This is a genomic window from Cysteiniphilum sp. (assembly GCF_057495195.1).
In genome coordinates this window covers 57,218-83,538 of the sequence record NZ_JBXTEF010000028.1, presented here as the reverse complement: position 1 = coordinate 83,538, position 26,321 = coordinate 57,218, and the positions used below count along the sequence as shown (strand labels likewise).

Here is a 26,321-nt window from a genome sequence, read left to right as displayed (position 1 = left end):
TCATTTCCTCGCAATTGTATTAGTACGTTTGATTTTATTTTGCAGCTGAATAATGCCATAGATAAGCGCTTCAGCCGTTGGTGGGCAACCCGGCACATAAATGTCCACGGGCATAATGCGATCGCAGCCTCTAACCACCGAGTAGGAATAATGATAATAACCGCCGCCATTGGCACATGACCCCATGGAAATGACCCATTTTGGATCAGGCATCTGATCATAGACTTTACGCAAAGCTGGCGCCATCTTATTACACAAAGTACCGGCAACAATCAATACATCTGATTGACGTGGACTTGGACGAAATACAATACCAAAACGATCAAGGTCATAGCGCGCAGCACCTGCATGCATCATTTCAACCGCACAACAGGCAAGGCCAAAGGTTACAGGCCATAAAGACCCTGTACGCACCCAATTTACTAAAGAATCAGCGCTGGCAGTGATAAAGCCTTTATTATTGTTAATGCCTTCTTCTACTCCCATTCTAGCGCTCCTTTCTTCCACTCATAGATAAATCCAATTAGTAAGATGAACAAGAATATCATCATCGCAATGAAAGCTGCCCACGAAATACCACCAGCACCGCTATCACGCACCAGCACACCCCAAGGAATCATAAAAGCGACTTCAAGATCAAAAACCAAAAATAGAATAGCAACCAAATAAAAACGCACATCGAACTTGATGCGCGCATCTTCAAATTCAGCAAATCCGCACTCAAATGGTGCGTTTTTTTCAGGGTTAGGATTATTCACCCCAACAATAATTGATAGCATTTTGCCGCCAATTGCCATTGCTGATGCGATAGCAATCGCCACAATGAGAAAAATCAAAATCGGCAAAAACTCATGATATACACTATACTGCAACATGCCTATATCCTCGTTTTTGGTGCCAAAGGCGGGACTCGAACCCGCACGAGCTGCGCTCACCACCCCCTCAAGATGGCGTGTCTACCAATTCCACCACTTTGGCAAAATAAACTTTACTTTACTAAAACAGCTTTTGACAAATCGCTACGGGCTCACAAGCACCATTGCTTTACCAATCAAAAACTCTACTCTAGCTATTTAGTTGATGCGGGTACCGCTTCTTTTTCTTTAGTTGTTGCATTCTTCACATCAACTGCCTGCTTTGACTTGTCATCAGCCTTTTCAGCATTTGATGTTGCCGCTGTCGGTGTTTTTAGAAGATTGCTTACTGGAAGTGTTGCTGTACCTTTGTTTTCTTTTGCATCAGTTGCTTTAGCCTGATCAATCAAAGCCTGCTGAGCTGCTTGCTGCTTTTGGTAATCAGCTTGCGACACACCGTTTGATGCTTGAGCTTCAGCACCCCTGTTTGCATTTTGCTTGCCAATATAGCTTAAACTCACGCTTGTGACAAAAAAAACAGCGACTAAAAAAGCTGTGAACTTAAACATAAATGGCGCCGCTCCTCGACTGCCAAATACGGTTTGTGATGCGCCTGACCCAAATGAGGCACCCATGCTTGCTCCTTTGCCCTGTTGCAACAATATCAATCCAACAATCAATATCGCAACAATAATATGTACAGTGATAACTAACGCTAACATTTATTCGCTTTGCCTATTTTACATGCTTGGCATTTTTAAACGCTTTTGCATGTTTAACAATTTCACCAAAGTCCTTCCCACAAAGAGAAGCACCCCCTATCAAACCACCATCGACATCTGCCAACTTCAATATCTCATCAGCATTCGACGGTTTAAGGCTGCCACCATATATAATTTTGATATTTTTAGCAAGCTCAACATGGAAGTTTGTGACGATCGAACGCAAGTAGGCATGGACTTCTTGAACTTGTGATGCCGTTGCTGCAAGCCCTGTGCCAATCGCCCATACCGGCTCATAAGCAATGATAACATTTCTCAATTGATTTAGAGTCAGCTCATTTAATACCTCACTCAACTGAGCCTTTAACACTTCCTCAAGCTGACCTGTGGTTCTTTCTTCTAATGTCTCACCAACGCAAACAATCGCACAAAGCCCTGCTTCAGTTGCTTTTTTAGCCTTCAATGCAACATCGATATTACTTTCGCCAAATAGCGCACGACGCTCAGAATGCCCAACAATAGCGTATTGACAGTTAAAATCCTTAAGCATATTGACACTAATCTCGCCCGTGTAAGCACCGTTGTCATATTGGCTAACATTTTGCACACCAAGAGCGATTCCTTTGATATTGTCGCTAACATACGACAAATAAACACTAGGCACACACACCGCCATATCAGCAGATAGCGATTCTGTTGATAATTTATTTAGCGACTCACACAAACTCTTAATCGATAATAGCGAGCCATTCATCTTCCAGTTGCCAATAATAATTTGTTTTCTCATTGTTACTCCATTATTAAGCATTTAACTTTTCTTTAACCTTTTCAACCAGATAATCCACCCACTTCTTAGTAAGATCAACTGTTTTTGCCTCAACCATTACACGCAATACTGGCTCAGTACCCGAAGGGCGCAAGACCACACGACCATCGCTTCCTAAGGTTTTCTCAACAAAGCTGACATCTTCGATCAATAGACTCATATCATTCGCATCAAGCTTCTTGGTTAACGGCACATTGACCATCAACTGCGGCATTTTTTGACTACTAATTAGTGTTGACAAAGGCTTGTTGACTTTTGTTAATAATGCCAAAATTTGCAATGCCGCTGTCAATCCATCACCGGTTGAGTTATAACGAAGATCAATAATGTGCCCCGAAGACTCACCACCAAGCGTCCAATTATTTTCAAGCAACAACTCCATCACATAGCGATCACCAACTTTAGCACGCTTAAATGGCAAATGAAGCTTTAAAAATTCCTGCTCAATGGCAAGATTAGTCATCACCGTGCCAACCACACCGGGGATGTTTTCATTGTATTTTGCTAAAGCCAATAAAATATCATCGCCATCAACCACGCATCCTGTTTCATCAACAAGCATAATCCGATCACCATCACCATCAAAGGCAATACCTAAATCAGCGTTTTGATTGATAACAGCAGTTTTTAATGCATCAAGATGTACCGCACCACAATTTTCATTAATATTTAAACCATCCGGACTTGATGCAATGTTAACAGTGTTCAAATTCAAGCGCGAAAAAACTTCTTTGGCAACACGAAACAGCGCGCCATTAGCACAATCAACAATGATTTTTTTGTCACTCAAATCAATCTGATCTGCAAATGATGCCAAACAATGCTTAATATAAGGCTCAACTTCATTGATCTGGCTATAGATCTCACCAAACTCACCTTCTGGTTGATAGTAAAATTCTTCATCAATATAGCGCTCAATCTGATATTCAACATCATCCGGAAGCTTATGTCCTTCAGGCGAAAACAATTTAATTCCATTATCATAAAACGGGTTGTGTGACGCACTTAAAACCACTCCAGCTCCAGCTTTAAAAATTGGCACCATAAAGGCGACAACGGGTGTCGGCACCATGCCTAAATTAATCACATTGACACCAACCGCAGTAATGCCTGCAATAAATCCTGCCTTTAACATATCTGAGGAGCGTCTAGTGTCCTGACCAATCACGACAACAAGGGGCAAACCTTTTTCACGAAGTGCCTGCCCTACCGCGTTACCCATCTTCATTGCAAACTCAGGTGTGATCGGATTAACACCTACTTTCCCGCGCACACCATCGGTGCCAAAATATTTCCTTGCCATATATTTAGTGCTTTTTGCTTTTTCGATTAAAAACGCTCTACATTATGCGCTACTTAAAACAAATCGTTAAGTGATTTTCTTGGCGAAAGTCGTATTTTCGCTGTGATAGTACTTTTAAAAACAGAATCTGTTAAAAGTCTTAAAGCAAAAAAGCCTGAACACAAAAGGAAAAGCCTTAAAGTAATGAGAAAAATGGCAGGTTGGAACCCCGTGTTTCTAGACGAAATTTTAAGGGATAAATTTTAATGAGGTGACCCTGGGGGTATTATAGTGACCGGTATATCACTTAATTTTAACTAAAATCATTTCTTTAACCAGTTCAACAAAGGTTTTAATCTTTGGCTGAACATACTGCTGCTTTTGATAGTACATATTGATATTGACCTGAGGTGACGTAAAATCTGGCATTTTGATCTCAACTAAAGCACCACTTTTTAGCTCATCGGCGAGCATATAACGATGCGCTTGGATAATACCTAACCCATCTATGGCAAAGCGTTTCATACAACTAATGCTATTAACACTTAAGCGCGACTGGCACTGTGCGTTTAATTGTGGATCACCCAATATGATCGCATCACGCCCACTGTGCGCTATAACATCATGTGCTCCCAATTGCGTGATGTTTTTTGGTACTCTCTTATGCTGTAAGTACTCAGGTGAAGCGCACAAAACATAATCAGTACTACTTAAGCGATAAGCAACCACATCATCCGGTGGCGTCCAGTTAACCCCAAATACAATATCGATGTTTTCCTGATATAACTCAGGCATACGCTCCTCAACAGTCAGTTTAACTTCCATACTTGGATATAACTGTAAATAACGTTTAATAATGGGAGCCAAACTTTCCTCAACGAAATAGTAATTACTACTAATGCACAGCACGCCTTCTGGGTGCTCATCAAAGCTATTAATCAACTGCCCAATGCCAAACCATTCACTTTCTAAGCGCTGACATTGCATCAATAGCTTATGACCTTCTCGTGTGAGCTCAACCTTGCGTGTTGTGCGTATCAGCAAATCGGCCTTTGCTAATGACTCTAATTGTTTAATATTCTGGCTAATTGCAGATTTCGTAATCCCCAAAGCATCAGCCGCCTTAGTAAAACTCATATGCTTAGCAACTGCCAAAAATGACGCTAATTGTACTAATGAAAAATCGCCTTGAAACATATCATTACCTGTAGTTCATTTATTTATCTAACTAAGTCTATATAATTTTTTATTCAACACTCCGCCTCGCAAGCTTGAGCACCCCTTCAACCGTCTAGCGGATGCAACTTATGCTTGATTCATCACATAGCTACTTAAAATAGATATTAACGTCTTAAACTCGAGAACTCTAATGAATGCCAATAATCTAAATACCTTGCAAACAACGCATGATAATCCTCGGCAATATTAACACCCAAGCGCTTTAAAGCACTCATCGTTTTGCTATTTTCTGTGGTAATAAAAGGGATTGTTTCCTCATTATCATAGTAATCGATCAATGGAAAAAGTGGGTTACTTTCAGCAATTTCTCTTAACTTACTGCGCCATTGATCTGAAGCAATAATCTCAACTGGATGACCTAAATTATTGATAATGCCAAAGATATCCGCATGGGTTATTTGTACGTTATTAACAATATTCCAACCATTAGCTTGTGTATACGGCAATTGTGATAAAGCGATAACACTTTGTGCAACTTGATCCACCGGAATCATCTCATGTTGCGAGTGTAGATCAGGTGCGATCCCCATCTCAATACAGCCTAGAATAAAGCGCGTTAAATTATTTTTTTCATAATTGCTTTTTGCGGTAGTTGATTGCCCTGTAATTTGCCCTAAGCGATAAATATCAACTGCAACACCATGTTCTTGCGCCTTCCACAGCAACCATTCCGCTGCCCATTTAGTGACGGTATAGCCAAAGCTAATATCAGGGTGAATGGGTGCGACTGGTGGCATGCCTTCACGCGCAATGGTTGAGACACAATTAACCGCTGCGTATTTTGTTGAGATAAAATGAATACGCTTTGGCTTAATATGACAAGCTAACTTAACAATTTCAGCCGTGCTGCCAACATTGGTTGGCGCCATACGTTCATAGCTTTGTAAATGGTGAACATACGCACCATTGTGATAAATCGCATCAAGCTGTTCACTCAATGATTTCCAACCTTGATCACTTAAGCCAAGCTTGGTTTCAGTCAGATTAACGATAACAATCTTAAGCCGTGGATGATCGATATGTGCATCAAATCCATAACGCTTAAGATTAGCATCAAGCTTTGCTTTCGCATCTAAGTATGAATCACCACGAATCGCACAATGCATCACTGCCTTGGTATGTCTCATCAGCTCATCAATCAAATGCACACCAAGGTAACCATTTGCGCCAGTAACAAGGACTTGAGCATATTCTTTTGGCAACATTTGTGTATTTATATTCATAGGAGGAATATAGCGCTCGATATCACTTAATGCCATTAACAGATTACTGTTTAGTCTTATTTCAGCGGACATTGAAACTCCATGTCAATCAGATATAAACCACATTGTAGAGTTAAACACACACTGTTGCCAGTGGTGCATGCTTTATCACAACAAAAGAGATCAAAATCGGCTAAGACTAAATATTTACCCACAAGTGCTCACCGCACCCTGAGCCTAAGTCGAAGCGGTGCACTGAGCATTAGTCGAAGCGGAGCACTGAGCATTAGTCGAAGTGTGGTAAGCTTGGGAAAATCACATTGCATAGAGGCTTCGACTTACGCTCAGCCAACGCTTACAAAGTCAAAGTGAGCAAGAACATGGTCATAGCCTAAAAACCTTTGCTAATAGCCTTAGCACTTTGATATACCCATCGTAAATCATTTTGCGGTGTTTAATTGCAAGGCAATTCGTGGAGGTTTTGACAAGTTGGATTGCAGGTAATAGCTGCTCTTAACGGAGTCTTTGGGCGCTCATTTGCTAAAACAATGAAACTTTTCATTGTTTCTTAACGCATTCGCTATCGCCAAAATTCAACTTGGTACAAGCACGGGAAGTGCAAAGCAAGAAATTTTGTAAAATGGTTTGTGATGGGTATACATGCTTTGTTAAAATCAAGCGTAATATAATCATTTTTAAACACCATACCCAGTATGCAACAATTCTTTATTCAAGGTGAGTCCGGTGTTATTGAAACAGTCGTTGACACACCTAAAGAGAACTTACATCCCACAGTAACTGCAGTTATTTGCCACCCACACCCTTTATTTCAAGGCACCATGAATAATAAAGTCATCACCACTATTGCCAAAGCATTTAACAACCTTGGCATTGAGGCTGTACGTTTTAACTACCGTGGTATTGGACAAAGTCAAGGTGAGTATGCTGATGGTATCGGTGAGCTTAAAGACACATTATCTGTGATTAATAATGTCCTTGAAAGAAAACCCAATCAGCAAATCATCCTTGCTGGCTTTTCTTTTGGCGGATCTGTTGCTTATAAGGCAGCAGCACATTATGAGAATAGCATTAACTCTTTATTAACCATTGCACCTGCGATTGTTAACTTCCCACTAGAGGAGCAGCCTGAGCTTAAAATGCCGTGGTGCCTTATCCAAGGTATTGATGATGAAGTGGTAAGTTACACGGCAGTCAGTGAATTTTTCATCCAAAAAACCACAGTGGATGCGACATTTATTCGATTAAATCACGTTGGACATTTCTTTCATGGACAACTGGTTAAATTGAGAAAATATATTGAACAACAATATCAAAGTGAGATCAAATCATGGTAACAACAGACGACATTACACGCGTAAAAAACTATCTATTGGCATTACAAGATGATATTTGTGCCAAACTAGAAAAAATTGATGGTAAGCGTTTTCAGGAAGATAATTGGCAATATCAAAATGGTCAAGGTGGCGGGCGCACCCGCGTATTAGAAAATGGCAATGTCATTGAAAAAGGTGGGGTAAACTTCTCACATATTGAAGGTAGTGAACTACCTAAAGCTATTTTAGCAATGAAGCCTAAGTTGACAGGATTTTCATTTCAAGCAATGGGGGTATCATTAGTTATCCACCCACAAAATCCTTACGCACCAACCTCACACATGAATGTACGTTTTTTTATTGCTGAGAAAGAAGGTCAAACACCTTTTTGGTGGTTTGGTGGCGGTTTTGACTTAACTCCTTTTTACGGATTTGAAGAAGACTGTATCCACTGGCATACCATGGCATATAAGTCTTGTAAAGATTTTGGTGATGACACCTATGCCAAATACAAAAAACAATGTGATGAGTACTTTTATTTACCACATAGACAGGAATGCCGTGGCATTGGTGGGCTATTCTTTGATTATTTAAATGATTGGGATTTTGAAAAATGCTTCTTATTTACCCAATCGGTGGGAAACCATTATATCAAAGCCTATGCACCGATTTTGGATAAGCGCAAAGATACTGTCTATGGTGAACGTGAACGAGAATTTCAGCTTTATCGTCGTGGACGCTATGCTGAATTTAATCTTGTGATTGATCGCGGCACTCATTTTGGTTTGCAATCTTCAGGACGCACTGAATCTATTTTGATGTCGTTACCTCCTTTAGTGAAGTGGGTTTATAACTATCACCCACAAGCAGATTCCAAAGAGGAGAAACTCTATACCGATTTCCTACCGGTTCGTGATTGGTTAGCCAGTAAGTAATGCATCAAGAATAAGTTGCGTTTTACCCCTCACCCGTGCAGCTTAAGCTGCACGACCTCTCCCCTTGTGGGAGAGGTGCTAGCTGATGCAACTTATTTTGGTGAATTCTCTAAATGACACAATGCAACATCTTTGAATATTTATAATTAGATATCAAAACCACCTAAAGATAAGTCTTTACACATCACCATGAAAATTGGTTGCACATTAACCAGAGATTCACTTGCATTTTCAAAAACTTTTTGCTGTAATACTGCCAGCGGTTAAAACGCGATCAGCTCTTTTTGCGTTTTGATCCGAGAGCCCACTTGATTGCATAGCAAACAAATTATAAGAAACAATTGAGTAAAGATAAATTTAACCCATCCATCAACATGCAAATCAGGTGATTTTGTTGAACATAAGGAGTTAACCATGTTAGATCTTGATATTGAACTAACTCAACATACAAAAACCGCCTTTCAACAGCCAATGACTGAGCAAAGTGATGCGCTGATGCGCAACGTCTATGTTCTCAATGATGATTTTACACCCATGGAATTTGTTCTTGAACTAATGCAAAGCATTTTTAAACTCCATGCTCAAAAGGCTGAGAAGGTCACAATGGAAGCCCACTACAAAGGCCGAGCACTTTGTGGCAGATACGCTAAGGACTTAGCTGAAACAATGGCTTGCAAAGCAATGGAAATTGCACAAAAAGCTGGACATCCACTGATGCTTATCACGAGTAAGGCATAACGCATTTATTCGTCCTGATTAATTTTTTTCTTAAAAACAACTCGATTTAGTAGTTTCGAGTTTTTTTGTGCCTGCAATTCGTCTATTATAAAACGTAAGGATTACAAAACTATCGCAGGTGTCGTATGCTAAGTAAGGAACTAGAACAAACATTAAATCAAGCATTTCAGCATGCAAGAGACCTAAAACATGAATATTTAACTGTTGAGCACTTGTTAAGTGCGTTGGTCGATAATGCTGATGCCAAGAAAGTATTAAAAGCGTGTGGAGCGAACCTTCCTGAGCTTAAAAATGTTTTAAACACATTTATCGATCAGTCTACACCAAAGATCACAGAAGACGGCAAAGACACTCAGCCAACACTTGGCTTTCAGCGTGTTTTGCAACGTGCCGTTTTTCATGTGCAATCTTCAGGACGTGGTGAAGTGCAAGGGTCCAATGTATTGGTTGCCATTTTCAGTGAACAAGATAGTCAAGCAGTAAGCTTTCTTAAGCAACAAAATGTTACACGCTTAGATGTGGTTAATTATCTTTCACATGGTGTTTCAAACAATAACAATACCAGTCAAAGCACTCAGCAAACTATTTCCAATGCCCCAACTGAGGAGCAAAAAGAGAAAACACCACTTGAGCTATACGCAGTTAATCTTAACCAACGCGCCAAAGATGGTAAAATTGACCGCTTAATTGGTCGTGATTATGAAGTTGAACGTGTCACTCAAGTGTTATGTCGCCGTCGTAAAAACAATCCCCTACTTGTTGGTGAGGCTGGTGTTGGTAAGACGGCTATTGCTGAAGGCTTAGCTAAAAAAATTGTTGATAAGCAAGTGCCTGATGTTTTAGCTAATGGCGTTATCTACTCCCTAGATATGGGCACATTACTTGCTGGCACTAAATATCGTGGTGATTTTGAGAAACGCTTTAAAGAAGTGTTAAAGCAACTTCAAGAAGAAGAAGGTGCGATTTTATTTATTGATGAAATACATACTATCGTGGGTGCCGGAGCCGCATCAGGAGGTGTCATGGATGCATCAAACTTAATTAAACCCGCCCTTGCTTCAGGTGATTTGAAATGTGTGGGTTCAACGACTTATCAAGAATATCGTACAATTTTTGAAAAAGATCATGCACTTGCCAGACGTTTCCAAAAAGTCGATGTCGAAGAGCCAACAATTGAACAAACATTTGAGATATTAAAGGGACTAAAACCTTACTTTGAAGATCATCATAATATCAAATATACATTACCTGCATTACAAGCTGCCGCTGAGCTATCAGCTAAGTATATTACTGAGCGCTTTTTACCTGATAAAGCCATTGATGTTATTGATGAGCTGGGCGCTTATCAACGCACAAGTGTTAATGCTAAGAAAAAGAAACTCATCAATGTTACTGATGTTGAAAACATGATTGCACGCCTGGCGCGAATCCCTGCTAAAACGGTTTCAGCTTCGGATAAAAGCTCGATGGCAAATCTTGGCAAAGATCTTAAGATGCTTGTTTATGGACAAGATAAAGCCATTGAAGCGATGGTTGATACAATCAAACTAGCCCGAGCTGGTTTAAGAGACCCCAATAAGCCTTGGGGGTCATTCTTGTTTGCAGGCCCCACTGGTGTTGGTAAAACAGAAGTAACACAACAACTTGCTAACTTACTCGGCGTTGAACTTTTACGCTTTGATATGTCTGAATATATGGAAAGACACACTGTATCGCGTCTGATTGGTTCTCCTCCTGGTTATGTTGGTTATGAAGAAGGCGGACTGTTAACCGAAGCCGTAACTAAACATCCTTATGCCGTTGTACTCTTAGATGAGATTGAAAAAGCACATCCTGATGTTTATAACTTGTTACTACAGGTTATGGATCACGGGACATTAACGGATAACAATGGGCGCAAGGCTGACTTTAGAAATATCATTTTGATTATGACAACAAATGCTGGTGCTTTTGAGTCACAGAAAAATTCAATTGGCTTTGCCAAACAAGATAGCGCACCTGATAGTATGGATGCGCTTAAGCGTGTCTTCACACCTGAGTTTAGAAATCGCTTGGATGCTGTGATTCAATTTGCTCGACTTTCTAAAGAGGATGTTACTTCTGTGGTTGATAAATTCTTGGCTCAACTTCAAGGACAACTTGATCAACGTGGTGTCTCACTTGAGGTTGATGATAAAGCTAAAGATTGGTTAGCAGAGCATGGTTACGATGAGAAGATGGGCGCCAGACCAATGGCGCGCTTAATCCAAGAATCCATTAAAAAACCATTAGCTGAAGAAATTCTCTTTGGCAAGCTTGCTAATGGCGGTCGCGCTGAATTGACAATCAAAAACAATAAATTGGTGTTTAAATACCAGGGCAATCGCATTTAAAAGTTATTGATTTTTGGTGAATTTTGTGAAAGATTCTGAAAATAAAGTTCGACAATGACAGAAAAACAGCAACTTCATCAATTTTCACACACTTTAAGTCTGTAAAAGATCCGAGAGTTACTAGATGCAAGAAACATAAGCTGGCAGACATTTTATTTATGACTTTAAGTGCAGTTATTTGCAGCGCGGATAATTGGATAGCCATAGATGTAATGCGACTGCCCTGTTTGGTTGTTTATGTGCGCGGTAGCGTCACACCTCTCTGCCCTTGGTATTTACCACCACGATCTTTATAAGATGTCTCACATACTTCATCAGATTGATAAAATAGCATTTGCGCAACCCCTTCATTAGCATAAATCTTAGCAGGCAATGGTGTTGTGTTTGAAAACTCAAGTGTGACATGCCCTTCCCATTCTGGTTCTAAAGGGGTGACGTTGACAATAATGCCGCAACGCGCGTAAGTCGATTTACCTAAACACACAACCAATGTGTCACGCGGAATTTTAAAGTACTCAACCGTACGTGCTAAAGCAAAGGAATTCGGTGGAATAATACAAACATCACCGACAAAATCGATAAAGTTGTTATGATCAAAGTCTTTAGGATCAACAATCGTTGAATTGATATTGGTAAAGATCTTAAATTCATTCGCGCATCTGACATCATAACCATAGCTTGATGTACCAAATGATACGATCTTGCCTTCTTCATTATGACGTACTTGTCCGGCTTCAAATGGGGCAATCATCTCCTGCTCCATCGCCATTTTTTTAATCCACTTGTCTGATTTGATGGACATTTTTTACTCCTTACTTATTTTCATTATTTTCATTATTTTTACTCTTATCACTAAACTCAACTTTGACACTCGGCATATTGATCATCATCGCTTTTGGCAATGTTGCAAGATTAGCCGCAATTTTCAACGCAATTCGCTCATACACTCCAGCAATTTTATTATCTTTATTTGCTGTTGGCTGCCCCTTATCGGCATCTTCTCGAATAGATATATCCAATGGCAAAGCACCTAAAAATGGCAAATCGAACTGTGACGCTAATGACTCAGCGCCATGCGCGCCAAAAATTGCTGACTCGGTACCGCAATTTTGACAAATATGCACACTCATATTCTCAACAATACCGGCGACATGAATATCAAGCTTATTAAACATCGCAATGGCGCGTTTGGCGTCAATTAAAGATAAATCTTGCGGTGTTGTTACTGTGACTGCCGCTGTTAATGGAATCTTCTTTGTCATCGTTAACTGAATATCGCCTGTTCCAGGTGGCAAATCAATCAACAAATAATCAAGCTCACCCCAGTTAGTATCATTTAACAACTGCATTAAAGCGCCTGACACCATCGGACCTCGCCAAATAATTGCTGAATTCTGATCGATTAAATTGCCCACTGAGATCATCTTAATACCATGGCGCAATAGTGGCTCAATTTTCTTTTTATCATTGGTCTTGGGATTATCATAGCTACCCATAATGAGCGGTTGACTTGGTCCATAAATATCCGCATCTAAAATACCAACCTTGGCACCCATTTTCTGCAATGAGATTGCAAGGTTTGCCGTTGTTGTCGATTTGCCCACGCCACCTTTGCCTGACGCAATCGCAATAATATTTTTGATACCTTTAATCGGCTTTAAACCAGGCTGTACTTTATGCGTAGTCACATTACATAACACACTAAATTCAAAAGCTTGTGTAATATTCTGGGCATATAAATAATCACTTAACTGCGCAATGACACGATCTATTTGACTAGCATTGAGAAAAAACCCCAGACGCAGCGAAATAGTAGCCACGCCATCTTGCTCAATAATTTGCAGGTTGCGTAAAAAATTCTCAGCGGGCAGGTCTAAAATGGTTTGACGATAAGCTTGTAGGCTTTGTTTTAACATAAAAAGTAATTGATGATTTCAAAGATCTAAACAGTCTAACGTTAAGACGATTTATAGTCTACATTCTTTCAGGCACTTCTATCCCAAGTAGTCCTAGAACAAAAATTATTTGCTTCAAAGTTAACTGACATAAAGCGATTCTTGCCTCTTTCAATGCATGATTTTGTTCATTAGCGATCGGTGATTCAGCATAGAATTTATTAAACTGCACAGCAACTTGATAAGCATATTCACATAAATGATGCGGCTCACATTTATCATACGTTTTTTGTAACACTTGCGGTAATTCAGTTAATTTCAATTGTAAATTACGCTCAGCATCATTACTTGCCTTAGCAATATCAGTACTTACATTTTCCAAATTGCGACCAAGCTTGCGCAAAATCGATTTAATACGTACCGCCGAATACAGCAAGTAAGGGCCTGTTTTACCCTCATATTGCGAGAATTTGTCTAGATCAAAAACATAGTCTGACGTATAAATATTCGCCAAATCAGCAAACTTAACCGTAGCCAATGCCACTTTCTCAATGATATCTGCCTTTTCAGCTTCAGTTAAACCTTCTTGCTCACGCAAACTGGCACGTGATTTCGCTTCATCAATTAAAGTACTTAAACGCATCACACCACCTGAGCGTGTTTTAAATGGCTTGCCATCTTTGCCATTTAGCGTACCAAAACCAATATGCACAAGCTCAGTCTCTGGTGCAATGCTTGACTTTTTAGCTGCTGCGAATACTTGTTTAAAGTGTAGACTCTGACGTTTATCAACCACATAAATAATTTTTTGCGCCTGATAGTCCTGGACTCGCTCTAAAATCGTTGCCAAATCGGTTGTGCCATACATTACCGCACCATCAGACTTCACCAAAATCAATGGTGGCGTTTTGTCATCTTCATTTTCAGCCACAGGAATAATAATTGCACCTTGACTATTTTCAGCAACTTTTTGCTTTAAACAATCCGCAACCATTTGATCAATGATTGGTTGAACATCACTCTCACCTTTCCATAGATCAAAATAGATTCCAAGATCGCCATAATCTTTTTTAAGCTCAGCAATCGATACATCAACGAAGTGTTGCCACAGCGCGCGATAGCCGCGACGCCCTTTTTGCAGTTCAGCCGTTGCTATACGTGCTTTTTCCATCTCATTAGCATCTTCTTTGCAACGTCCTGAAGCCCGTGGATAAATCTCAGATAACTCATCCACTGTCACAGGTGATTCCTTAGGGTATTCTCCAGTGTAATGCTCATTAAAATACGGCAAATCAGGATACATTTTGCGAATTTCTTCAATCAACATCCCCATCTGTGTGCCCCAATCCCCTAAATGCACATCACTTAACACCTCATCACCATAAAAGCGGTAAACGCGCTGTAAACAGTCTCCAATTAACGGTGAACGAATATGTCCAACATGCAATGGCTTAGCGACGTTAGGACCGCCAAAGTCCATCATCACTTTTAATGGATTAGTGGTTTTAGGGCAACCTAGACGTGCATCCCTAAGCATACTGTTTGACCAGCTTGCCAAGAAATCATCACTTAAGGTGATATTGATAAATCCTGGCATCACTGCATTCACATCACTAAACACCTTATCACTGTGAACTTGTGTTACAATATCATTAGCAATTTGAATCGGTGCTTTCTTAAGAATTTTAGCCAAAGGCATCGCACCATTACATTGAAACTGCCCAAGCTCGGGGCGTGCTGATAATTGAACTTTGGCAAAACGACTATCAAAACCTAAAACATCAAAGGCTTGTACAAATAAATCGGTTAAGTAATTCTCTAAAATAGCAGTGTGGTTCGCCGTAGCTGTCATTATCTAAAACTCATTATGATAATTTTGAAAGCTCGATTATATACCCAGCACAAACCATTTTACAGTATTTTTGCCATTGAATTTATCGCGCTTTTGAGCAGTTGAATTTTGCTAATAGCCCTCACTATTACCTACAGTTCAACTGCCCAAACACATCAAAAACTTCCTCGACACTGAACACCCTAAAATGATTTACGATGGGTATATACCCACAGGCAGTTATTTTACAGATTTTCTTGTACTGCTTTTTCAATTGTTGCCACAGGCAATATCAACTGCAACAACTGTCCTGTCAATTCAATAAAGCCATAATTTTTATAAAACGCTTTTCCTCGTCACTCTTGGCGTCGACAATAACAGCAAATACGCCCATAATTTGCGCTGCTGCCACAATTTTAAGCAAAGCATCTTTTAGCAAATAAGCACCAATACCTGTTCCCTTATACTGATTATTCACCGCTAAGCGGCATATTCTTGCAGCACTAACAGGATATCTTGGGTGGTTGATATGCTCAGGCATAAGTTTCAAACACTTAAATATTAAAACAATTCGCCATCACTTTTAATACCTCATCGCCTTCATGCACCGTTGCCGACGAAGTGCGCGTTAGTAATAAAGCCTCATGCGGCACACTTAAAGCCTGTGACTTACTAATACCTAGAATACTATTTTTATCATAAATCGTTGCCAATGGTATATTCGGGTTTTGTAGTGTACCTAATAAATTATCCTGATAATCAACCATGCCACCAATAGGGGCTCTAACACGTGAGAAATCCTGCTCATAACAAGCATATTTTTTATCGGTATTTTTTACATTGACTGGATTATTAATATACTCAACAATACCTTCCAATAAGTGCTTAGCATTCTTTAGATCAAAACTTTCCTTACTGCCCATCTCATAGGTAAATGCATGTTTTGGTGGTGTTTTATTATCTCCTGTAATGCGATTCCAACACTCAGTTAATTGCCACCACGGGTAAAAAATAGCTTGATTAAAACAACCACTAGGCTCATTTGGCGTCAAAATAAACGCATTACTATTAAAGTGTTTTAAACGCGCTGAATGCAAATAACTTGGCGCATAAATATAAGGTGTTGAGATTGAATCACAATGTAAATCAAAACTAAAATCAGCAGCTAATGCCAAATCATGCAGAATGTTAGCAAGCTTCTCATGAGGTGCTATGTCATTTTGCAGACTCACAGCCAAGCGCGCTCTAAGAAGCTCTGAAAACCGCTGACATAGTGTATCAAAGCCTTGATTTTGATACTTTTCAACAAACGCATCAAGATCAATCTTTTCTAAACCAGCATGTGCCGTAAGCAAGTTTTTAAATCCACGATTCCAGTTTTCACCAGTTTTAGCATCAAAACGTCCATAGGTATACTCACCGACTTTAACATCCATGGCAAACGGATTGGCAAACGGCACCAATGTGACATTGTATGGAAAATCATGCGTTTCTAGATACTTACGCAATAGATAAATCAATGCAATACCATTGCTCTCAGCCGCATGTAGTGCTGCTTGCATATAGATATTCGCTTTGGCTTTTGGATGTTTATATTCAATCACACTCATGCTATGCGTTAAGCCTGAGATCGTTGTTCTAAAAGGGATTTCTCTTATATTTATCATTATGCTACTTCTATTTGACCATTAAAAATCAATCTAACCACACCACTTAGTCGTACCTCTTCCGGCGTGCATTCAACGGTTAAGTTACTGATGGCATTTTCCACTACGACTTTAGGCTTCAAAAGCCCCAGTGAGACACCAGCATACACACTGGCAATACTGCCACTACCACAAGAGGGTGTTATTCCCGTGCCGCGCTCCCAATGATCTAAGTAAATACGATCTTTGGATAACTGGTTTAATGCATGTACATTAATACCGCCAGCGTATTGTGTTTGCAACACTCTACCAAGGTCATCAAAATCTATTAACTCAGTATGCTGCGAGCGAAACAATACCAAGTGTGGATTACCCACATCAACCTCTAGTGCGTGATCAAAGCCCGAATCACCCATCAGTTTTTTTTGGCTCTCATTAACTACAGGTAAAGGAAAAGCCACCTCAATCCAATCATGCGCGACCAGGCAACAACGATGAACATAACCTCCGACCTCAATATTTACTTCTTCGCTTGCTTTTTCCGCAAGCAGTAAACTTGCCACTGCACGCAAGCCATTACCACATTGCTTAGCTTTAGAGCCATCTTGGTTATAAATATGCATACTGGCATCGGCTTTGCCAGATTTTCTAATCAACAATAGCTGATCGGCACCGACGCCAAAACGTCGATGACAGATTTGCTGCACTTGACGCGCTTGCCAGTTACGTGGTTTTTTGCGCTCATCAATAACAACAAAGTCATTGCCTAACGCACACATTTTGTTAAAAAGCAATGGTTTACTCACTGTGATAATCCTTAAAAATCAACGAGGTATTAATACCACCAAAAGCAAAATTATTACTCATAACGATGTTTGTTTTAAGCTTTTTGGGATTCTCAATAATGTAGTTAAGATCGGCGCAAGACGCATCTACCCTTTGCAAATTTGCTGTTGGCATAAATTCGCCCTCTTTCATCATCATAATCGACAACCATGACTCAAGTGCGCCACAAGCACCTAATGTATGACCAAAATTACCCTTTAATGAACTGACAGGCGTTTTATCACCAAACAAGGTAAAAGTCGCCTCACTTTCAGCAATATCACCGCGATCAGTTGCCGTACCATGCGCGCAAATATAACCGATATCATCGGCATTAACCTTGGCATCTGTTATCGCAAGCTTCAAGGCTTCAACCATTTTTTGTGCCGTAGGTTGAGTGATATGTCTTGCGTCACAGTTTGTGCCAAAGCCAATGACCTCGGCATAAATCTTAGCATCTCGTGCTTTAGCGTGCTCATACTCCTCTAAGATTAACGTACATGCGCCTTCACCAATCACTAAGCCATCACGTGCTTGATCGAAAGGTCTGGGTGTCATATGCGGTTTATCATTTTGCTGACTTGTGGCAAACAAAGTATCAAAAATCGTCACTTGACTTGGGCATAACTCCTCGGCACCCCCTGCTAACATGACTTTTTGATAACCATGCTTAATGGCCTCATAGGCATAGCCTATTGCTTGTGAGCTTGAGGTGCATGCACTTGATGTCGGGATCACACGCCCCGTTAAACCAAAAATAAGCGCAATATTAACCGCACAAGTATGGCTCATTGACTTCACATAAGTCGTCGCACTGACATTTTGCACGGTTTTTTCAGTCTCAATTTTAATCAGATCACACAAAGCTTGTGTACTACCCGAGCATGAGCCAAAAGCAACACCAACATCGCCACTTTCAAGTAATGCTTTATGATCAAAAATTGCCGCATCTTTTAAGGCATTCTCACTGGCAACAGTTGCTAGCTGAGCAACACGCCCCATTGAGCGAGTTTGCTTACGGGTGTAGTGTACTGGCATGTTAAAATCTGTAATCGGTGCGCCCAAATTGGTATGTAAGCCTTTGATTTCTTGCCACGCGTTAATTCTCTTTGTAGCTGTTTTGCCTTGAAGCAGTGCCAGTTTGATCGTATGCCAATCATTGCCTAATGCAGTAATACCAGCCATTCCAGTAATAACAACACGCTTATTCATATCAAGCCACCATTAACTGATATGACTTGACGTGTGATGTAACTTGCTGAATCAGAGCATAAGAAATTAATCACTGAGGCAACTTCTTCAATCTTACCTGCCCGACGCATCGGAATATGCTTTTCGATCTCGTCTTTATACTCTAAATCTTTAATCATATCTGTTTCAATTAAGCCAGGCGCTACGCAATTAACGGTAATTTTACGTTTGGCAAGCTCCAGTGCCAAGGCTTTTGTCGCGCCAATAATACCTGATTTTGCCGCACTGTAATTGACCTGACCTTTATTGCCTGCAACTCCTGAAACAGAGGCTAATGTGACAATTCGCCCACCTTTTCTTAGCTGAATCATCGGCATCACACAAGGCTTAAGCACATTATAAAAGCCATCTAAATTGGTTTGGATCACGCGATCCCACATTTCATCTTCCATTGCTGGAAACGGCGCATCCTGACAAACTCCTGCATTATTCACAACTGCATAAAATGCACCATTTTGCGCAATTTCAGTGTTTAACTTTTCATGACACGCCGCTCTATCTTGTAGGTCAAATTGAACCAGTGATGCCTTACCACCATTTTCTTCAATAACATGCTTTGTTTGATTAGCTCCTTCAACATCGCTGTGATAATGCACCACCACCTCAAAGCCAGATTGCGCCAACATGATTGCAGCCCCTTGCCCAATACCTTTGCTTGCTCCTGTCACTAATGCTCTTTTACTCAAAATACTTTCCCCTGAATAATTTCTGTGAACGCTTCATCACTTGGCTGATAGGCGCTAAATTTTGCTTGTACAACACATTGATCATGATGATGAATTTCACACATAAACACCCCCAATGGATCACTTATAAGCTCTTTATGCGCCACAATCGTTAATACATCGCCTTTATCAAAGCTTGTACGTGTCGTTTTGAAATTACGCACACTGATCATAAACCCACGCCTTGGTGCGTGATCACTTTCATCCCCTTGGAAATAAGCCAATACAGCCGAGGCTTGCGCCATCATCTCAATACCCACCCAAGCATATACACCACTAATCTCAGCATCATAAAAAATATGCTCGGGCGTAATTCTGGCAAGACAAACCGCCTTTTCTTGATTAACCTCTTGCAATGAATCAATCAACTGCATCGGTGGTGATTGTGGAATAATTTCATTTAAATCATGCATAAACCTAGCTTCCTTTGTTAGCTCTAGCGATAATCAAGCTGACATTATTACCACCAAATGCAAATGAGTTACTTAACAAACAAGGTTTCTCCCAAACACTCTCTTCATTGGTTAATTGAATTTCTGGTAACTCACGATCCAACTCAGCCGTGCTGATTTGCGCAGGCAATCTATGGTCTGGGTTGTGCTCTTCGGATAACAATAGCGCACAAAGTGCTAATTCCGTGGCACTTGCCGCACCTAATGTATGCCCAGTTAGCGGTTTTGTCGAACTACATAATACTCTTTCACCAAATACTTCAAAAATAGCTTTACTCTCCATCTGATCATTTTTTGGCGTTGCCGTACCATGCGCATTGACATAGGCAATATCATCTGGGTTAAGATTGGCATCTTTTAGTGCATTTAACATTGCCTGTTTTGCGCCTTCCCCTTCAGGGTCTGGCGAGGTAATATGGTAAGCATCTGAGGTTTCTCCACCGCCTAAAAGTGCCAAATCTGCTGGGGTTTTACTTAACACAAATAACGTGGCACCCTCACCAATATTAATGCCATCACGATCTTGCCCAAAGGGCTGGCAAATGCTTTTCGTCACTGAGTCTAACGCATCAAAACCATTAAGCGGCAATTCAGATAAGCTATCCGCCCCGCCAACAATACAGATATCACAAATGCCTGAATTGATTAAACGCTTTGCCGAGAGAAATGCTTTACCACTTGAAGAGCATGCTGTTGATATCACATAACAAGGGCCTTTAGCCTCAGCAAGCTCAGCAATAAACTCTGCCATTGTGCTAAATTCTTGCTGGTGATAATGAAAATTGGCAAGCATTTCTCCTGTTTGCATATAATGCGTAAATGACTTCTCACCCTCTAAAATGCCCGAAGTACTTGTGCCCAAAATAACGCCTATTCTATGTCGATCCGTTTTCTTTGCTAACGCATCATACACAGGCTTAATTTCTTGAAATGCCTTAAACAACATCCGATTATTATGGCAATCAATTGCCTCATACTGACTAGGCAATGCATCTAATTGACAGTCCACCTTGCCAACATAGGTTTGCCGCCCACTAAAAAGCTTATCATATAGCATTAATGGTGAAACATTCGCCAACAGTGCTTTAGCAACTTCTTGCTTGTTATTGCCTAGCACATTTAACACCGCAAAATCGTTAATATATATAGGCTCTGACATTTTATTCATGACACATTGTTGAATGGATCGTAAGAAACTTCCTGATTGCATTAAAGCTTACCTCTATATCACTATAGGCATGCCCTTGACCAGATTTGATATCGATCTGTGCACCGTTAAAGACTTCTAGCGCCAAATCTATCGGTGTCGTTTGGTCATCTTCTTGTAGCAACAGTAGGTAATCTGATAATGAGGATAATTGCTTTGGCATTGCATTGAATAATGCCATCGCTTCATCGTGCACATGGTTATACGCAGGCATTTGTGCGATTAAATCTAAGCGTGCTGCTGGATTAATCAAAATCACCTTAGTAACATCATCACGCGTTTGCTTCAATAAGTGCGCCATATACCCACCCAATGAACTACCAATAATCACTTTATTATCCGCCTTTGCGTTATCTAGCAGCTTATGAGTGAGATCAAGTGCAGCTTTTGTTTGCATCTGTAACTCAGGTGCATCAATCGATGCTTCTGGAAATTGATCATTTAGCCATGTTTTAAGCTTTTGTGCTTTGGGCGAATTAGGTGAGCCTTGAAAGCCATGTAAGTAAAGAAAATAATTATTTGTCATACATCCACCCTCTTTTTATCGCAACATATACTGCCAACAGTTCATCAAATGATAGCCTGTTGTTGATTTAACATCATCAAAGCCTACAGCACCTTCACTATCAACATATTCAATCGGTAAATCATGCTTAAGAAATATCGTTGAAAAAATATTCAAGGCATTGTCTAAGTGCTCATAGTTTGCCGTCATTGCCAAATAACGCACATACTCCAACATTGGCCAAATGCGATATTGTGTATCTTTAGACGTATCATTTAGATTGGGCTTAATAAACCCACGATCATTTATACCAGCTTTAGCCGCCGCTTGATACAAGCGAACATGATCACTCATTGCATCAATATCAACGCCCAACGCTTGCGCCTCAACAATCAAACTGCTCCACTCAAAACTATGTCCTGGCTCAAATAGTGCACTTTTATCTTCTTTAGAGTATTCGCGCATGAGATTTCTTTCATCATCAAAAAACAGTCTAATAATCTCACGATATAACGCCTCAGCTTGCGTTTTAAAACTCGGTGCTTCGGTGTATCGATAGGCACTTAAATACGCTTCAAAGAGATGCATTAATGCATTTTGTCCAATGATACCGCTTTGATCTTTGAGTGCTTTAAAATCATCTGCAATAAACTTTTGCGTGATCAGCTTATTGACATATTCAATATCCTCTTTAATCACTTGCTCTTTAAACGTACCATACAGCACTGACAAGGAAAACAAGACAAAAGCATACTCATACAGATCATTATCATCTTTTGAGTTTTGCGTTTTAATCCAAGCTTTGCTGCGCTCATCGAAATATTGCGATTTCATCACTTGATATATTTTATAGGCATATGCATTAGCAGCTTGTGTATTTGTTAATTTGCCATATATTAATAGGAAGAACAAACTACGCGTTTGACACAATAGGCGTGTATTGGCTTGATCTATCTTTTGTGGTGCATTTAAAAACTCAGGCGCATAGCCCAACTGTTCAATGGCTTTTATCAACAACTGATGATAGGCATCAATAGCAGCTGCCATCTGTTTATTATTATTTTTAACCTTAACTGCCGCATAAACCTTAGCAAAGACCTCATCAACATCCAATAAGCCTGTATCAATAATCAATGCATCTTCAGCAGGTCTCAATGGCGCCACTTCACGATTGCGATCCTGATGATCACGAGCTTCAAGTTGCGTTAATATCTCTGTGAAGTCGGCTTTTTGACCTTTAGTGATAAGCTCATCATAACGCCTTTGCGCACGTATTTTACTATCCGCTTCTAAGAAGAATTTGTGTCTTGCGTTGGGAAAAACCACCGTCCCCATATCGCGTCCATCGGCAACCAAGCCTGTAACACCTTGAGCAAAAGACTGCTGGCAAGCTAATAATGCATCGCGCACTATTGAGATCTTGGCAATTTTAGACGCCATCATCCCTGTTTGCTCTTGACGAATGCGCGCGGTGACATCCACACCATCTAAAAAAGCTTTTGTTTGATTACCCTCAACGGTAAAGTGAATATTCAATTGGCTCAGTTCATCATACAGCAACTGCTCATGATTTATATCAATCCCATGATCAAGCACATGAAGTGCTGCCAAGCGGTAAATCGCCCCACTATCCAACAGTGCATAATCAAGTTTCTGCGCTAATAGGCGTGATAAGGTTCCTTTGCCGACGCCACTTGGGCCATCAATGGTAATAATTTCAACTTTATTTGACATCTAAAATAAATCCTAAACACTATATACCGCAAAATGATTTACGAACGGTATACACACAAGTCTTTGCCCAATTCTACTATCTATTGTTTCAGAAACCAATCTATAATACCCCTTATGCGCACTTTCAACTTAACGAGGAATATAATAATGACAGATATTCGCTGGCTGCAACGCTTTGACAACTATCAAAAAGCACTCTCGCAATTACAAAGTGCCGTCACGCTAGCACATCAAAGACCTTTGTCATTACTTGAAAAACAAGGACTTATTCAAGCCTTTGAATACACTCATGAACTTGCTTGGAAAACATTAAAGGACTTTCTTAAACATCGCGGCAGTACCGAGGATATTTTCGGATCAAAAGATGCAACAAGGCAAGCGTTTGCCAATGGCTTAATTGACAATGGTGATATTTGGATGCAAATGATTAAAAGTCGCAATTTAACCTCTCACACTTATGATGAAAGCACGGTCGAAGAAATTGCTACATTGACCCTAAATGAATATATCAGCTGCTTCACTGAGCTTGCTGAAACATTAAAAAACTTGGCAGCAAAAGAGTAGCAACATGCCCTACGGATTAACGGATAAAGCGCTTGCTGCGATTACCCACGCGATAAGTCAGCAGCCAAAGATTACAAAAGCTATTTTGTATGGTTCACGCGCCAAGGGAAACTATCACACTGGCTCTGATATTGATCTAACACTTATCGGCGATGATCTAACAGTGAAGGATTTGTTCCAACTTGAAGAAGCTATTGATGCACTTTTCCTGCCTTATTTGTTTGATATATCAATTTACACACAATTAACCAACCCTGAGCTTAAGTCACATATTGATCGCCATGGTATTACCTTATTTGCTCGTTAAGCGTTTCAAACTTACGCATTACTGAAACAAGCTGCTCTACAGCCTTAAGCTCAATTGCATTATATAAACTGACACGTATACCACCGATACTGCGATGCCCTGCAATACCATAGACACCTTGGCTATCTGCGAAATTCAGAAATTTAGCGGTTAATTCATCGCTTGGTAGTTGAAATACAATATTCATCGGTGAGCGATTATGCAGCGGCACCTTGTTGCTATAGAGCTTTGATTGATCAATTGCTTCATAGAGTAGCGCAGCTTTATAAGCATTCTTCTCAGCAACAACATCTAATCCGCCTTGTTTGATCAAATCAGCAAGTACCAACTCCATTGCTGCCCAAGCAAACATATCCGGCGTATTATACAAAGAATCTGCTTGCTGCATTGTCTGATAGCTTAACACAGCCGGAATCGCCTTTTGCTTGATATTTTCAATCAATGCTTTTTTAATCAAAACAACCGTCACCCCTGGCAAGCCAATGTTTTTCTGCGCTCCTGCGTAAATCAAATCAAACTTAGTCACATCGAGTGGTTTTGATAAAAAACTTGAAGACATATCACAAACCAACGGCAGATTAGTTTCAGGTATCTTTTGCCATATCACGCCATCAATCGTTTCATTTTCTGTGTAATGAATATAATCATAGACATCCACAATATGATCAATCGCATTATCCACACCTTCAATCGTATCGACTTCAATAAACTTTTTTGCCTCTTTAATCGCTGCCTTTGCCCAGTAACCACTATTAATATATAGCGCCCTGCCATTCTGCTTAAGGTTCATTGGAACAGCGGCAAACTGCGCACTGGCACCTGCGGGCATCAATAATATTTCATAACTTTCAGGCAACGCCAAAAGAGTACGCAAATGCTGCTTAATCTTATTGTTGATCTCAGCAAATAATTGATCACGATGTGACAAGGACAACAGCGACAAACCGGTATTTTGGTAATTTAAAACCATTTGGCTCAACGTTTGATAAATAGACTCGGGTAAACTTGCAGGCCCTGCGCAAAAATTAAGTTGATACATTTTATGTGACTTGGTGCATTAAAATTGTTGAAAATTATATACTAGCAACACCCCATATTGCAGTGTTTATTGTAGCATCTTTTTATTCCATTTATCATTTATTAAAGGTTATACTCATCCTTAGTAATTCACCACAGGAGAGTATCTATGAAAAAAATATTAAGCGTTACAGCATTATGCCTATTATCGACATCTGTTTTTGCCCAAAGCGCCCAAACAGGACTTGTAATTGGTGCCGCAGCCGGTGCTGCATCCGCTGCAAGCTATGATTCAAGTGGCATTACTAGCAATACCACCAAAACAGAAGGCGGACCGATCAGCAGTGTTATGATCGGTTATGATCTTGCTTTAAATCAACACATTAGCTTAGGCTTGGAGTCTGGCTTTGGTTATGGCTATGATCTTGCATCACTCAAAGCCGATGGTTCAGACAAATCAATGCTTAATCAATGGTATATCCCGCTTCTTGTCGCCGGTAAATATACATTCACTAATGGCGTTAATGTTTTTGTTAAGGGTGGCGCGACTTACGTCCATCAAGATATTACCAATATGGGCGCCTATTTCGCACCTAATGTTGACAGGAGTAACTCCGATTTTCTACCAACCATTGTTGTTGGCGCGGGTTATATATTCCAAAATGGGATTAATATTGGTGGACAGTTTAGTTATTTATTTGGCTCAACCGCAAAAATTCGTGCTAGCGACTCCATTGATGGCAACGATGTTAAAGTAGCGGCAAGCGCGAGCTTAAGTGCCTATATCAGCTATACATTACCGATGTAACTGGCTAGATATCAGATATAAAAAAAGCGACACTAGGTCGCTTTTAATAA

The 26,321-nt window shown here is 40.2% G+C and carries 27 protein-coding genes, 1 tRNA gene and 2 pseudogenes; 8 read left to right on the top strand and 22 right to left on the bottom strand.

Translation table 11 applies throughout. From position 1 onward, the window contains the following. From ACY10D_RS03025 to ACY10D_RS02990, 8 genes are all read right to left on the bottom strand, one after another. A complete protein-coding gene (locus ACY10D_RS03025) occupies positions 1-486 on the bottom strand; it encodes a NuoB/complex I 20 kDa subunit family protein (RefSeq protein ID WP_117002266.1) in 486 nt (161 codons plus the stop codon). After that, positions 477-872: an NADH-quinone oxidoreductase subunit A gene (ndhC, locus tag ACY10D_RS03020; RefSeq protein WP_203249900.1), complete on the bottom strand. Its 396-nt coding sequence runs from the start codon at positions 870-872 to the stop codon at positions 477-479. Before ndhC ends, ACY10D_RS03025 begins: the two co-directional genes overlap by 10 nt. 20 nt (positions 873-892) lie before the next feature. Continuing rightward, positions 893-978 (bottom strand) — tRNA-Leu (locus tag ACY10D_RS03015). Between the two features lie 91 nt (positions 979-1,069). Continuing rightward, complete coding sequence (gene secG, locus ACY10D_RS03010; RefSeq protein WP_486999303.1) at positions 1,070-1,576, bottom strand: preprotein translocase subunit SecG; 507 nt, start codon at positions 1,574-1,576, stop codon at positions 1,070-1,072. Between the two features lie 13 nt (positions 1,577-1,589). Further along, positions 1,590-2,363 (bottom strand): triose-phosphate isomerase, encoded by a 774-nt coding sequence (gene tpiA / locus ACY10D_RS03005; protein WP_486999302.1) that lies wholly within the window; start codon positions 2,361-2,363, stop codon positions 1,590-1,592. A gap of 13 nt (positions 2,364-2,376) precedes the next feature. Continuing rightward, positions 2,377-3,705 (bottom strand): phosphoglucosamine mutase, encoded by a 1,329-nt coding sequence (glmM, locus tag ACY10D_RS03000; protein ID WP_486999301.1) that lies wholly within the window; start codon positions 3,703-3,705, stop codon positions 2,377-2,379. 282 nt (positions 3,706-3,987) lie between these two features. Continuing rightward, a complete protein-coding gene (locus tag ACY10D_RS02995; protein ID WP_486999300.1) occupies positions 3,988-4,881 on the bottom strand; it encodes a LysR family transcriptional regulator in 894 nt (297 codons plus the stop codon). Positions 4,882-5,027: 146 nt separating this feature from the next. Continuing rightward, positions 5,028-6,218: an SDR family oxidoreductase gene (locus ACY10D_RS02990; protein WP_486999299.1), complete on the bottom strand. Its 1,191-nt coding sequence runs from the start codon at positions 6,216-6,218 to the stop codon at positions 5,028-5,030. A gap of 620 nt (positions 6,219-6,838) precedes the next feature. Between ACY10D_RS02990 and ACY10D_RS02985 the strand changes: the two genes are divergently transcribed. The 5 genes from ACY10D_RS02985 (at position 6,839) to ACY10D_RS02965 (ending at position 11,800) form a co-directional block, all read left to right on the top strand. Continuing rightward, a complete protein-coding gene (locus ACY10D_RS02985) occupies positions 6,839-7,480 on the top strand; it encodes an alpha/beta hydrolase (RefSeq protein ID WP_486999298.1) in 642 nt (213 codons plus the stop codon). Continuing rightward, the gene (gene hemF / locus ACY10D_RS02980; RefSeq protein WP_486999297.1) at positions 7,474-8,394 is read left to right on the top strand and encodes an oxygen-dependent coproporphyrinogen oxidase; all 921 of its coding nucleotides are present in this window, start codon (positions 7,474-7,476) and stop codon (positions 8,392-8,394) included. The genes ACY10D_RS02985 and hemF overlap by 7 nt, the downstream gene beginning before the upstream one ends. A gap of 414 nt (positions 8,395-8,808) precedes the next feature. Further along, complete coding sequence (locus tag ACY10D_RS02975; protein WP_192483545.1) at positions 8,809-9,132, top strand: ATP-dependent Clp protease adaptor ClpS; 324 nt, start codon at positions 8,809-8,811, stop codon at positions 9,130-9,132. Positions 9,133-9,257: 125 nt separating this feature from the next. Then, positions 9,258-11,504 (top strand): ATP-dependent Clp protease ATP-binding subunit ClpA, encoded by a 2,247-nt coding sequence (clpA, locus tag ACY10D_RS02970; protein WP_486999296.1) that lies wholly within the window; start codon positions 9,258-9,260, stop codon positions 11,502-11,504. A gap of 32 nt (positions 11,505-11,536) precedes the next feature. Beyond that, positions 11,537-11,800, top strand: a complete 264-nt coding sequence (locus ACY10D_RS02965) for a transposase family protein (protein WP_486999330.1) — start codon at positions 11,537-11,539, stop codon at positions 11,798-11,800. Here ACY10D_RS02965 and dcd read toward each other — a convergent pair. The 13 genes and pseudogenes from dcd to cmk form a co-directional block, all read right to left on the bottom strand. Then, entirely contained in the window at positions 11,740-12,306 is a 567-nt protein-coding gene (gene dcd, locus ACY10D_RS02960) for a dCTP deaminase (protein WP_486999295.1), read from the bottom strand. The genes ACY10D_RS02965 and dcd overlap by 61 nt on opposite strands. A 10-nt stretch (positions 12,307-12,316) precedes the next feature. Continuing rightward, complete coding sequence (gene apbC, locus ACY10D_RS02955; RefSeq protein WP_486999294.1) at positions 12,317-13,420, bottom strand: iron-sulfur cluster carrier protein ApbC; 1,104 nt, start codon at positions 13,418-13,420, stop codon at positions 12,317-12,319. 58 nt (positions 13,421-13,478) lie between these two features. Beyond that, positions 13,479-15,251, bottom strand: a complete 1,773-nt coding sequence (gene argS, locus ACY10D_RS02950) for an arginine--tRNA ligase (protein WP_486999293.1) — start codon at positions 15,249-15,251, stop codon at positions 13,479-13,481. A 292-nt stretch (positions 15,252-15,543) separates the two neighbouring features. Then, a complete protein-coding gene (locus tag ACY10D_RS02945) occupies positions 15,544-15,771 on the bottom strand; it encodes a hypothetical protein (protein ID WP_486999292.1) in 228 nt (75 codons plus the stop codon). Positions 15,772-15,784: 13 nt separating this feature from the next. Continuing rightward, positions 15,785-16,897, bottom strand: coding sequence for a M14 family metallopeptidase (locus ACY10D_RS02940; RefSeq protein ID WP_486999291.1), 1,113 nt, complete (start codon positions 16,895-16,897; stop codon positions 15,785-15,787). Beyond that, positions 16,897-17,682: a diaminopimelate epimerase gene (gene dapF / locus ACY10D_RS02935; protein WP_486999290.1), complete on the bottom strand. Its 786-nt coding sequence runs from the start codon at positions 17,680-17,682 to the stop codon at positions 16,897-16,899. The genes ACY10D_RS02940 and dapF overlap by 1 nt, the downstream gene beginning before the upstream one ends. Beyond that, the gene (locus tag ACY10D_RS02930; RefSeq protein ID WP_486999289.1) at positions 17,675-18,913 is read right to left on the bottom strand and encodes a beta-ketoacyl-ACP synthase; all 1,239 of its coding nucleotides are present in this window, start codon (positions 18,911-18,913) and stop codon (positions 17,675-17,677) included. Before ACY10D_RS02930 ends, dapF begins: the two co-directional genes overlap by 8 nt. Further along, positions 18,910-19,638, bottom strand: a complete 729-nt coding sequence (gene fabG, locus ACY10D_RS02925; protein WP_486999288.1) for a 3-oxoacyl-ACP reductase FabG — start codon at positions 19,636-19,638, stop codon at positions 18,910-18,912. Before fabG ends, ACY10D_RS02930 begins: the two co-directional genes overlap by 4 nt. Further along, complete coding sequence (locus ACY10D_RS02920) at positions 19,635-20,090, bottom strand: hotdog family protein (RefSeq protein WP_486999287.1); 456 nt, start codon at positions 20,088-20,090, stop codon at positions 19,635-19,637. The genes fabG and ACY10D_RS02920 overlap by 4 nt, the downstream gene beginning before the upstream one ends. Positions 20,091-20,094: 4 nt before the next feature. Next, positions 20,095-21,288: a beta-ketoacyl-[acyl-carrier-protein] synthase family protein gene (locus tag ACY10D_RS02915; protein WP_486999286.1), complete on the bottom strand. Its 1,194-nt coding sequence runs from the start codon at positions 21,286-21,288 to the stop codon at positions 20,095-20,097. 1 nt (position 21,289) lies between these two features. Then, positions 21,290-21,862 carry a YqiA/YcfP family alpha/beta fold hydrolase gene (locus tag ACY10D_RS02910; RefSeq protein ID WP_486999285.1) on the bottom strand — a complete coding sequence of 191 codons (573 nt, stop codon included), beginning with the start codon at positions 21,860-21,862 and terminating at the stop codon, positions 21,290-21,292. A gap of 15 nt (positions 21,863-21,877) precedes the next feature. Further along, a pseudogene (locus ACY10D_RS02905) lies at positions 21,878-22,816 on the bottom strand (AGE family epimerase/isomerase); the annotation flags it as partial. 90 nt (positions 22,817-22,906) lie between these two features. After that, a pseudogene (gene cmk, locus ACY10D_RS02900) lies at positions 22,907-23,575 on the bottom strand ((d)CMP kinase); the annotation flags it as partial. Positions 23,576-23,722: 147 nt separating this feature from the next. Here cmk and ACY10D_RS02895 point away from each other — a divergent pair. Continuing rightward, the gene (locus tag ACY10D_RS02895; protein ID WP_486999284.1) at positions 23,723-24,139 is read left to right on the top strand and encodes a nucleotidyltransferase substrate binding protein; all 417 of its coding nucleotides are present in this window, start codon (positions 23,723-23,725) and stop codon (positions 24,137-24,139) included. A 4-nt stretch (positions 24,140-24,143) separates the two neighbouring features. Then, a complete protein-coding gene (locus tag ACY10D_RS02890; protein ID WP_486999283.1) occupies positions 24,144-24,446 on the top strand; it encodes a nucleotidyltransferase family protein in 303 nt (100 codons plus the stop codon). Here the strand turns inward: ACY10D_RS02890 and serC are convergent. Further along, positions 24,427-25,485 carry a 3-phosphoserine/phosphohydroxythreonine transaminase gene (serC, locus tag ACY10D_RS02885; protein WP_486999282.1) on the bottom strand — a complete coding sequence of 353 codons (1,059 nt, stop codon included), beginning with the start codon at positions 25,483-25,485 and terminating at the stop codon, positions 24,427-24,429. The genes ACY10D_RS02890 and serC overlap by 20 nt on opposite strands. A 147-nt stretch (positions 25,486-25,632) precedes the next feature. Here serC and ACY10D_RS02880 point away from each other — a divergent pair, with 147 nt between their 5' ends. Then, complete coding sequence (locus tag ACY10D_RS02880; protein WP_486999281.1) at positions 25,633-26,271, top strand: outer membrane beta-barrel protein; 639 nt, start codon at positions 25,633-25,635, stop codon at positions 26,269-26,271. The last annotated feature ends 50 nt before the right edge of the window (positions 26,272-26,321 follow it).

Coding starts and splice junctions, on each gene's coding strand:
- ACY10D_RS03025 (WP_117002266.1), bottom strand. CDS start 486: ATGGGAGTAGAAGAAGGCATTAACAATAATAAAGGCTTTATCACTGCC.
- secG (WP_486999303.1), bottom strand. CDS start 1,576: ATGTTAGCGTTAGTTATCACTGTACATATTATTGTTGCGATATTGATT.
- tpiA (WP_486999302.1), bottom strand. CDS start 2,363: ATGAGAAAACAAATTATTATTGGCAACTGGAAGATGAATGGCTCGCTA.
- glmM (WP_486999301.1), bottom strand. CDS start 3,705: ATGGCAAGGAAATATTTTGGCACCGATGGTGTGCGCGGGAAAGTAGGT.
- ACY10D_RS02995 (WP_486999300.1), bottom strand. CDS start 4,881: ATGTTTCAAGGCGATTTTTCATTAGTACAATTAGCGTCATTTTTGGCA.
- ACY10D_RS02990 (WP_486999299.1), bottom strand. CDS start 6,218: ATGTCCGCTGAAATAAGACTAAACAGTAATCTGTTAATGGCATTAAGT.
- ACY10D_RS02985 (WP_486999298.1), top strand. CDS start 6,839: ATGCAACAATTCTTTATTCAAGGTGAGTCCGGTGTTATTGAAACAGTC.
- hemF (WP_486999297.1), top strand. CDS start 7,474: ATGGTAACAACAGACGACATTACACGCGTAAAAAACTATCTATTGGCA.
- ACY10D_RS02975 (WP_192483545.1), top strand. CDS start 8,809: ATGTTAGATCTTGATATTGAACTAACTCAACATACAAAAACCGCCTTT.
- clpA (WP_486999296.1), top strand. CDS start 9,258: ATGCTAAGTAAGGAACTAGAACAAACATTAAATCAAGCATTTCAGCAT.
- dcd (WP_486999295.1), bottom strand. CDS start 12,306: ATGTCCATCAAATCAGACAAGTGGATTAAAAAAATGGCGATGGAGCAG.
- apbC (WP_486999294.1), bottom strand. CDS start 13,420: ATGTTAAAACAAAGCCTACAAGCTTATCGTCAAACCATTTTAGACCTG.
- argS (WP_486999293.1), bottom strand. CDS start 15,251: ATGACAGCTACGGCGAACCACACTGCTATTTTAGAGAATTACTTAACC.
- ACY10D_RS02945 (WP_486999292.1), bottom strand. CDS start 15,771: ATGCCTGAGCATATCAACCACCCAAGATATCCTGTTAGTGCTGCAAGA.
- ACY10D_RS02940 (WP_486999291.1), bottom strand. CDS start 16,897: ATGATAAATATAAGAGAAATCCCTTTTAGAACAACGATCTCAGGCTTA.
- ACY10D_RS02930 (WP_486999289.1), bottom strand. CDS start 18,913: ATGAATAAGCGTGTTGTTATTACTGGAATGGCTGGTATTACTGCATTA.
- ACY10D_RS02920 (WP_486999287.1), bottom strand. CDS start 20,090: ATGCATGATTTAAATGAAATTATTCCACAATCACCACCGATGCAGTTG.
- ACY10D_RS02915 (WP_486999286.1), bottom strand. CDS start 21,288: ATGTCAGAGCCTATATATATTAACGATTTTGCGGTGTTAAATGTGCTA.
- ACY10D_RS02910 (WP_486999285.1), bottom strand. CDS start 21,862: ATGACAAATAATTATTTTCTTTACTTACATGGCTTTCAAGGCTCACCT.
- ACY10D_RS02895 (WP_486999284.1), top strand. CDS start 23,723: ATGACAGATATTCGCTGGCTGCAACGCTTTGACAACTATCAAAAAGCA.
- ACY10D_RS02890 (WP_486999283.1), top strand. CDS start 24,144: ATGCCCTACGGATTAACGGATAAAGCGCTTGCTGCGATTACCCACGCG.
- serC (WP_486999282.1), bottom strand. CDS start 25,485: ATGTATCAACTTAATTTTTGCGCAGGGCCTGCAAGTTTACCCGAGTCT.
- ACY10D_RS02880 (WP_486999281.1), top strand. CDS start 25,633: ATGAAAAAAATATTAAGCGTTACAGCATTATGCCTATTATCGACATCT.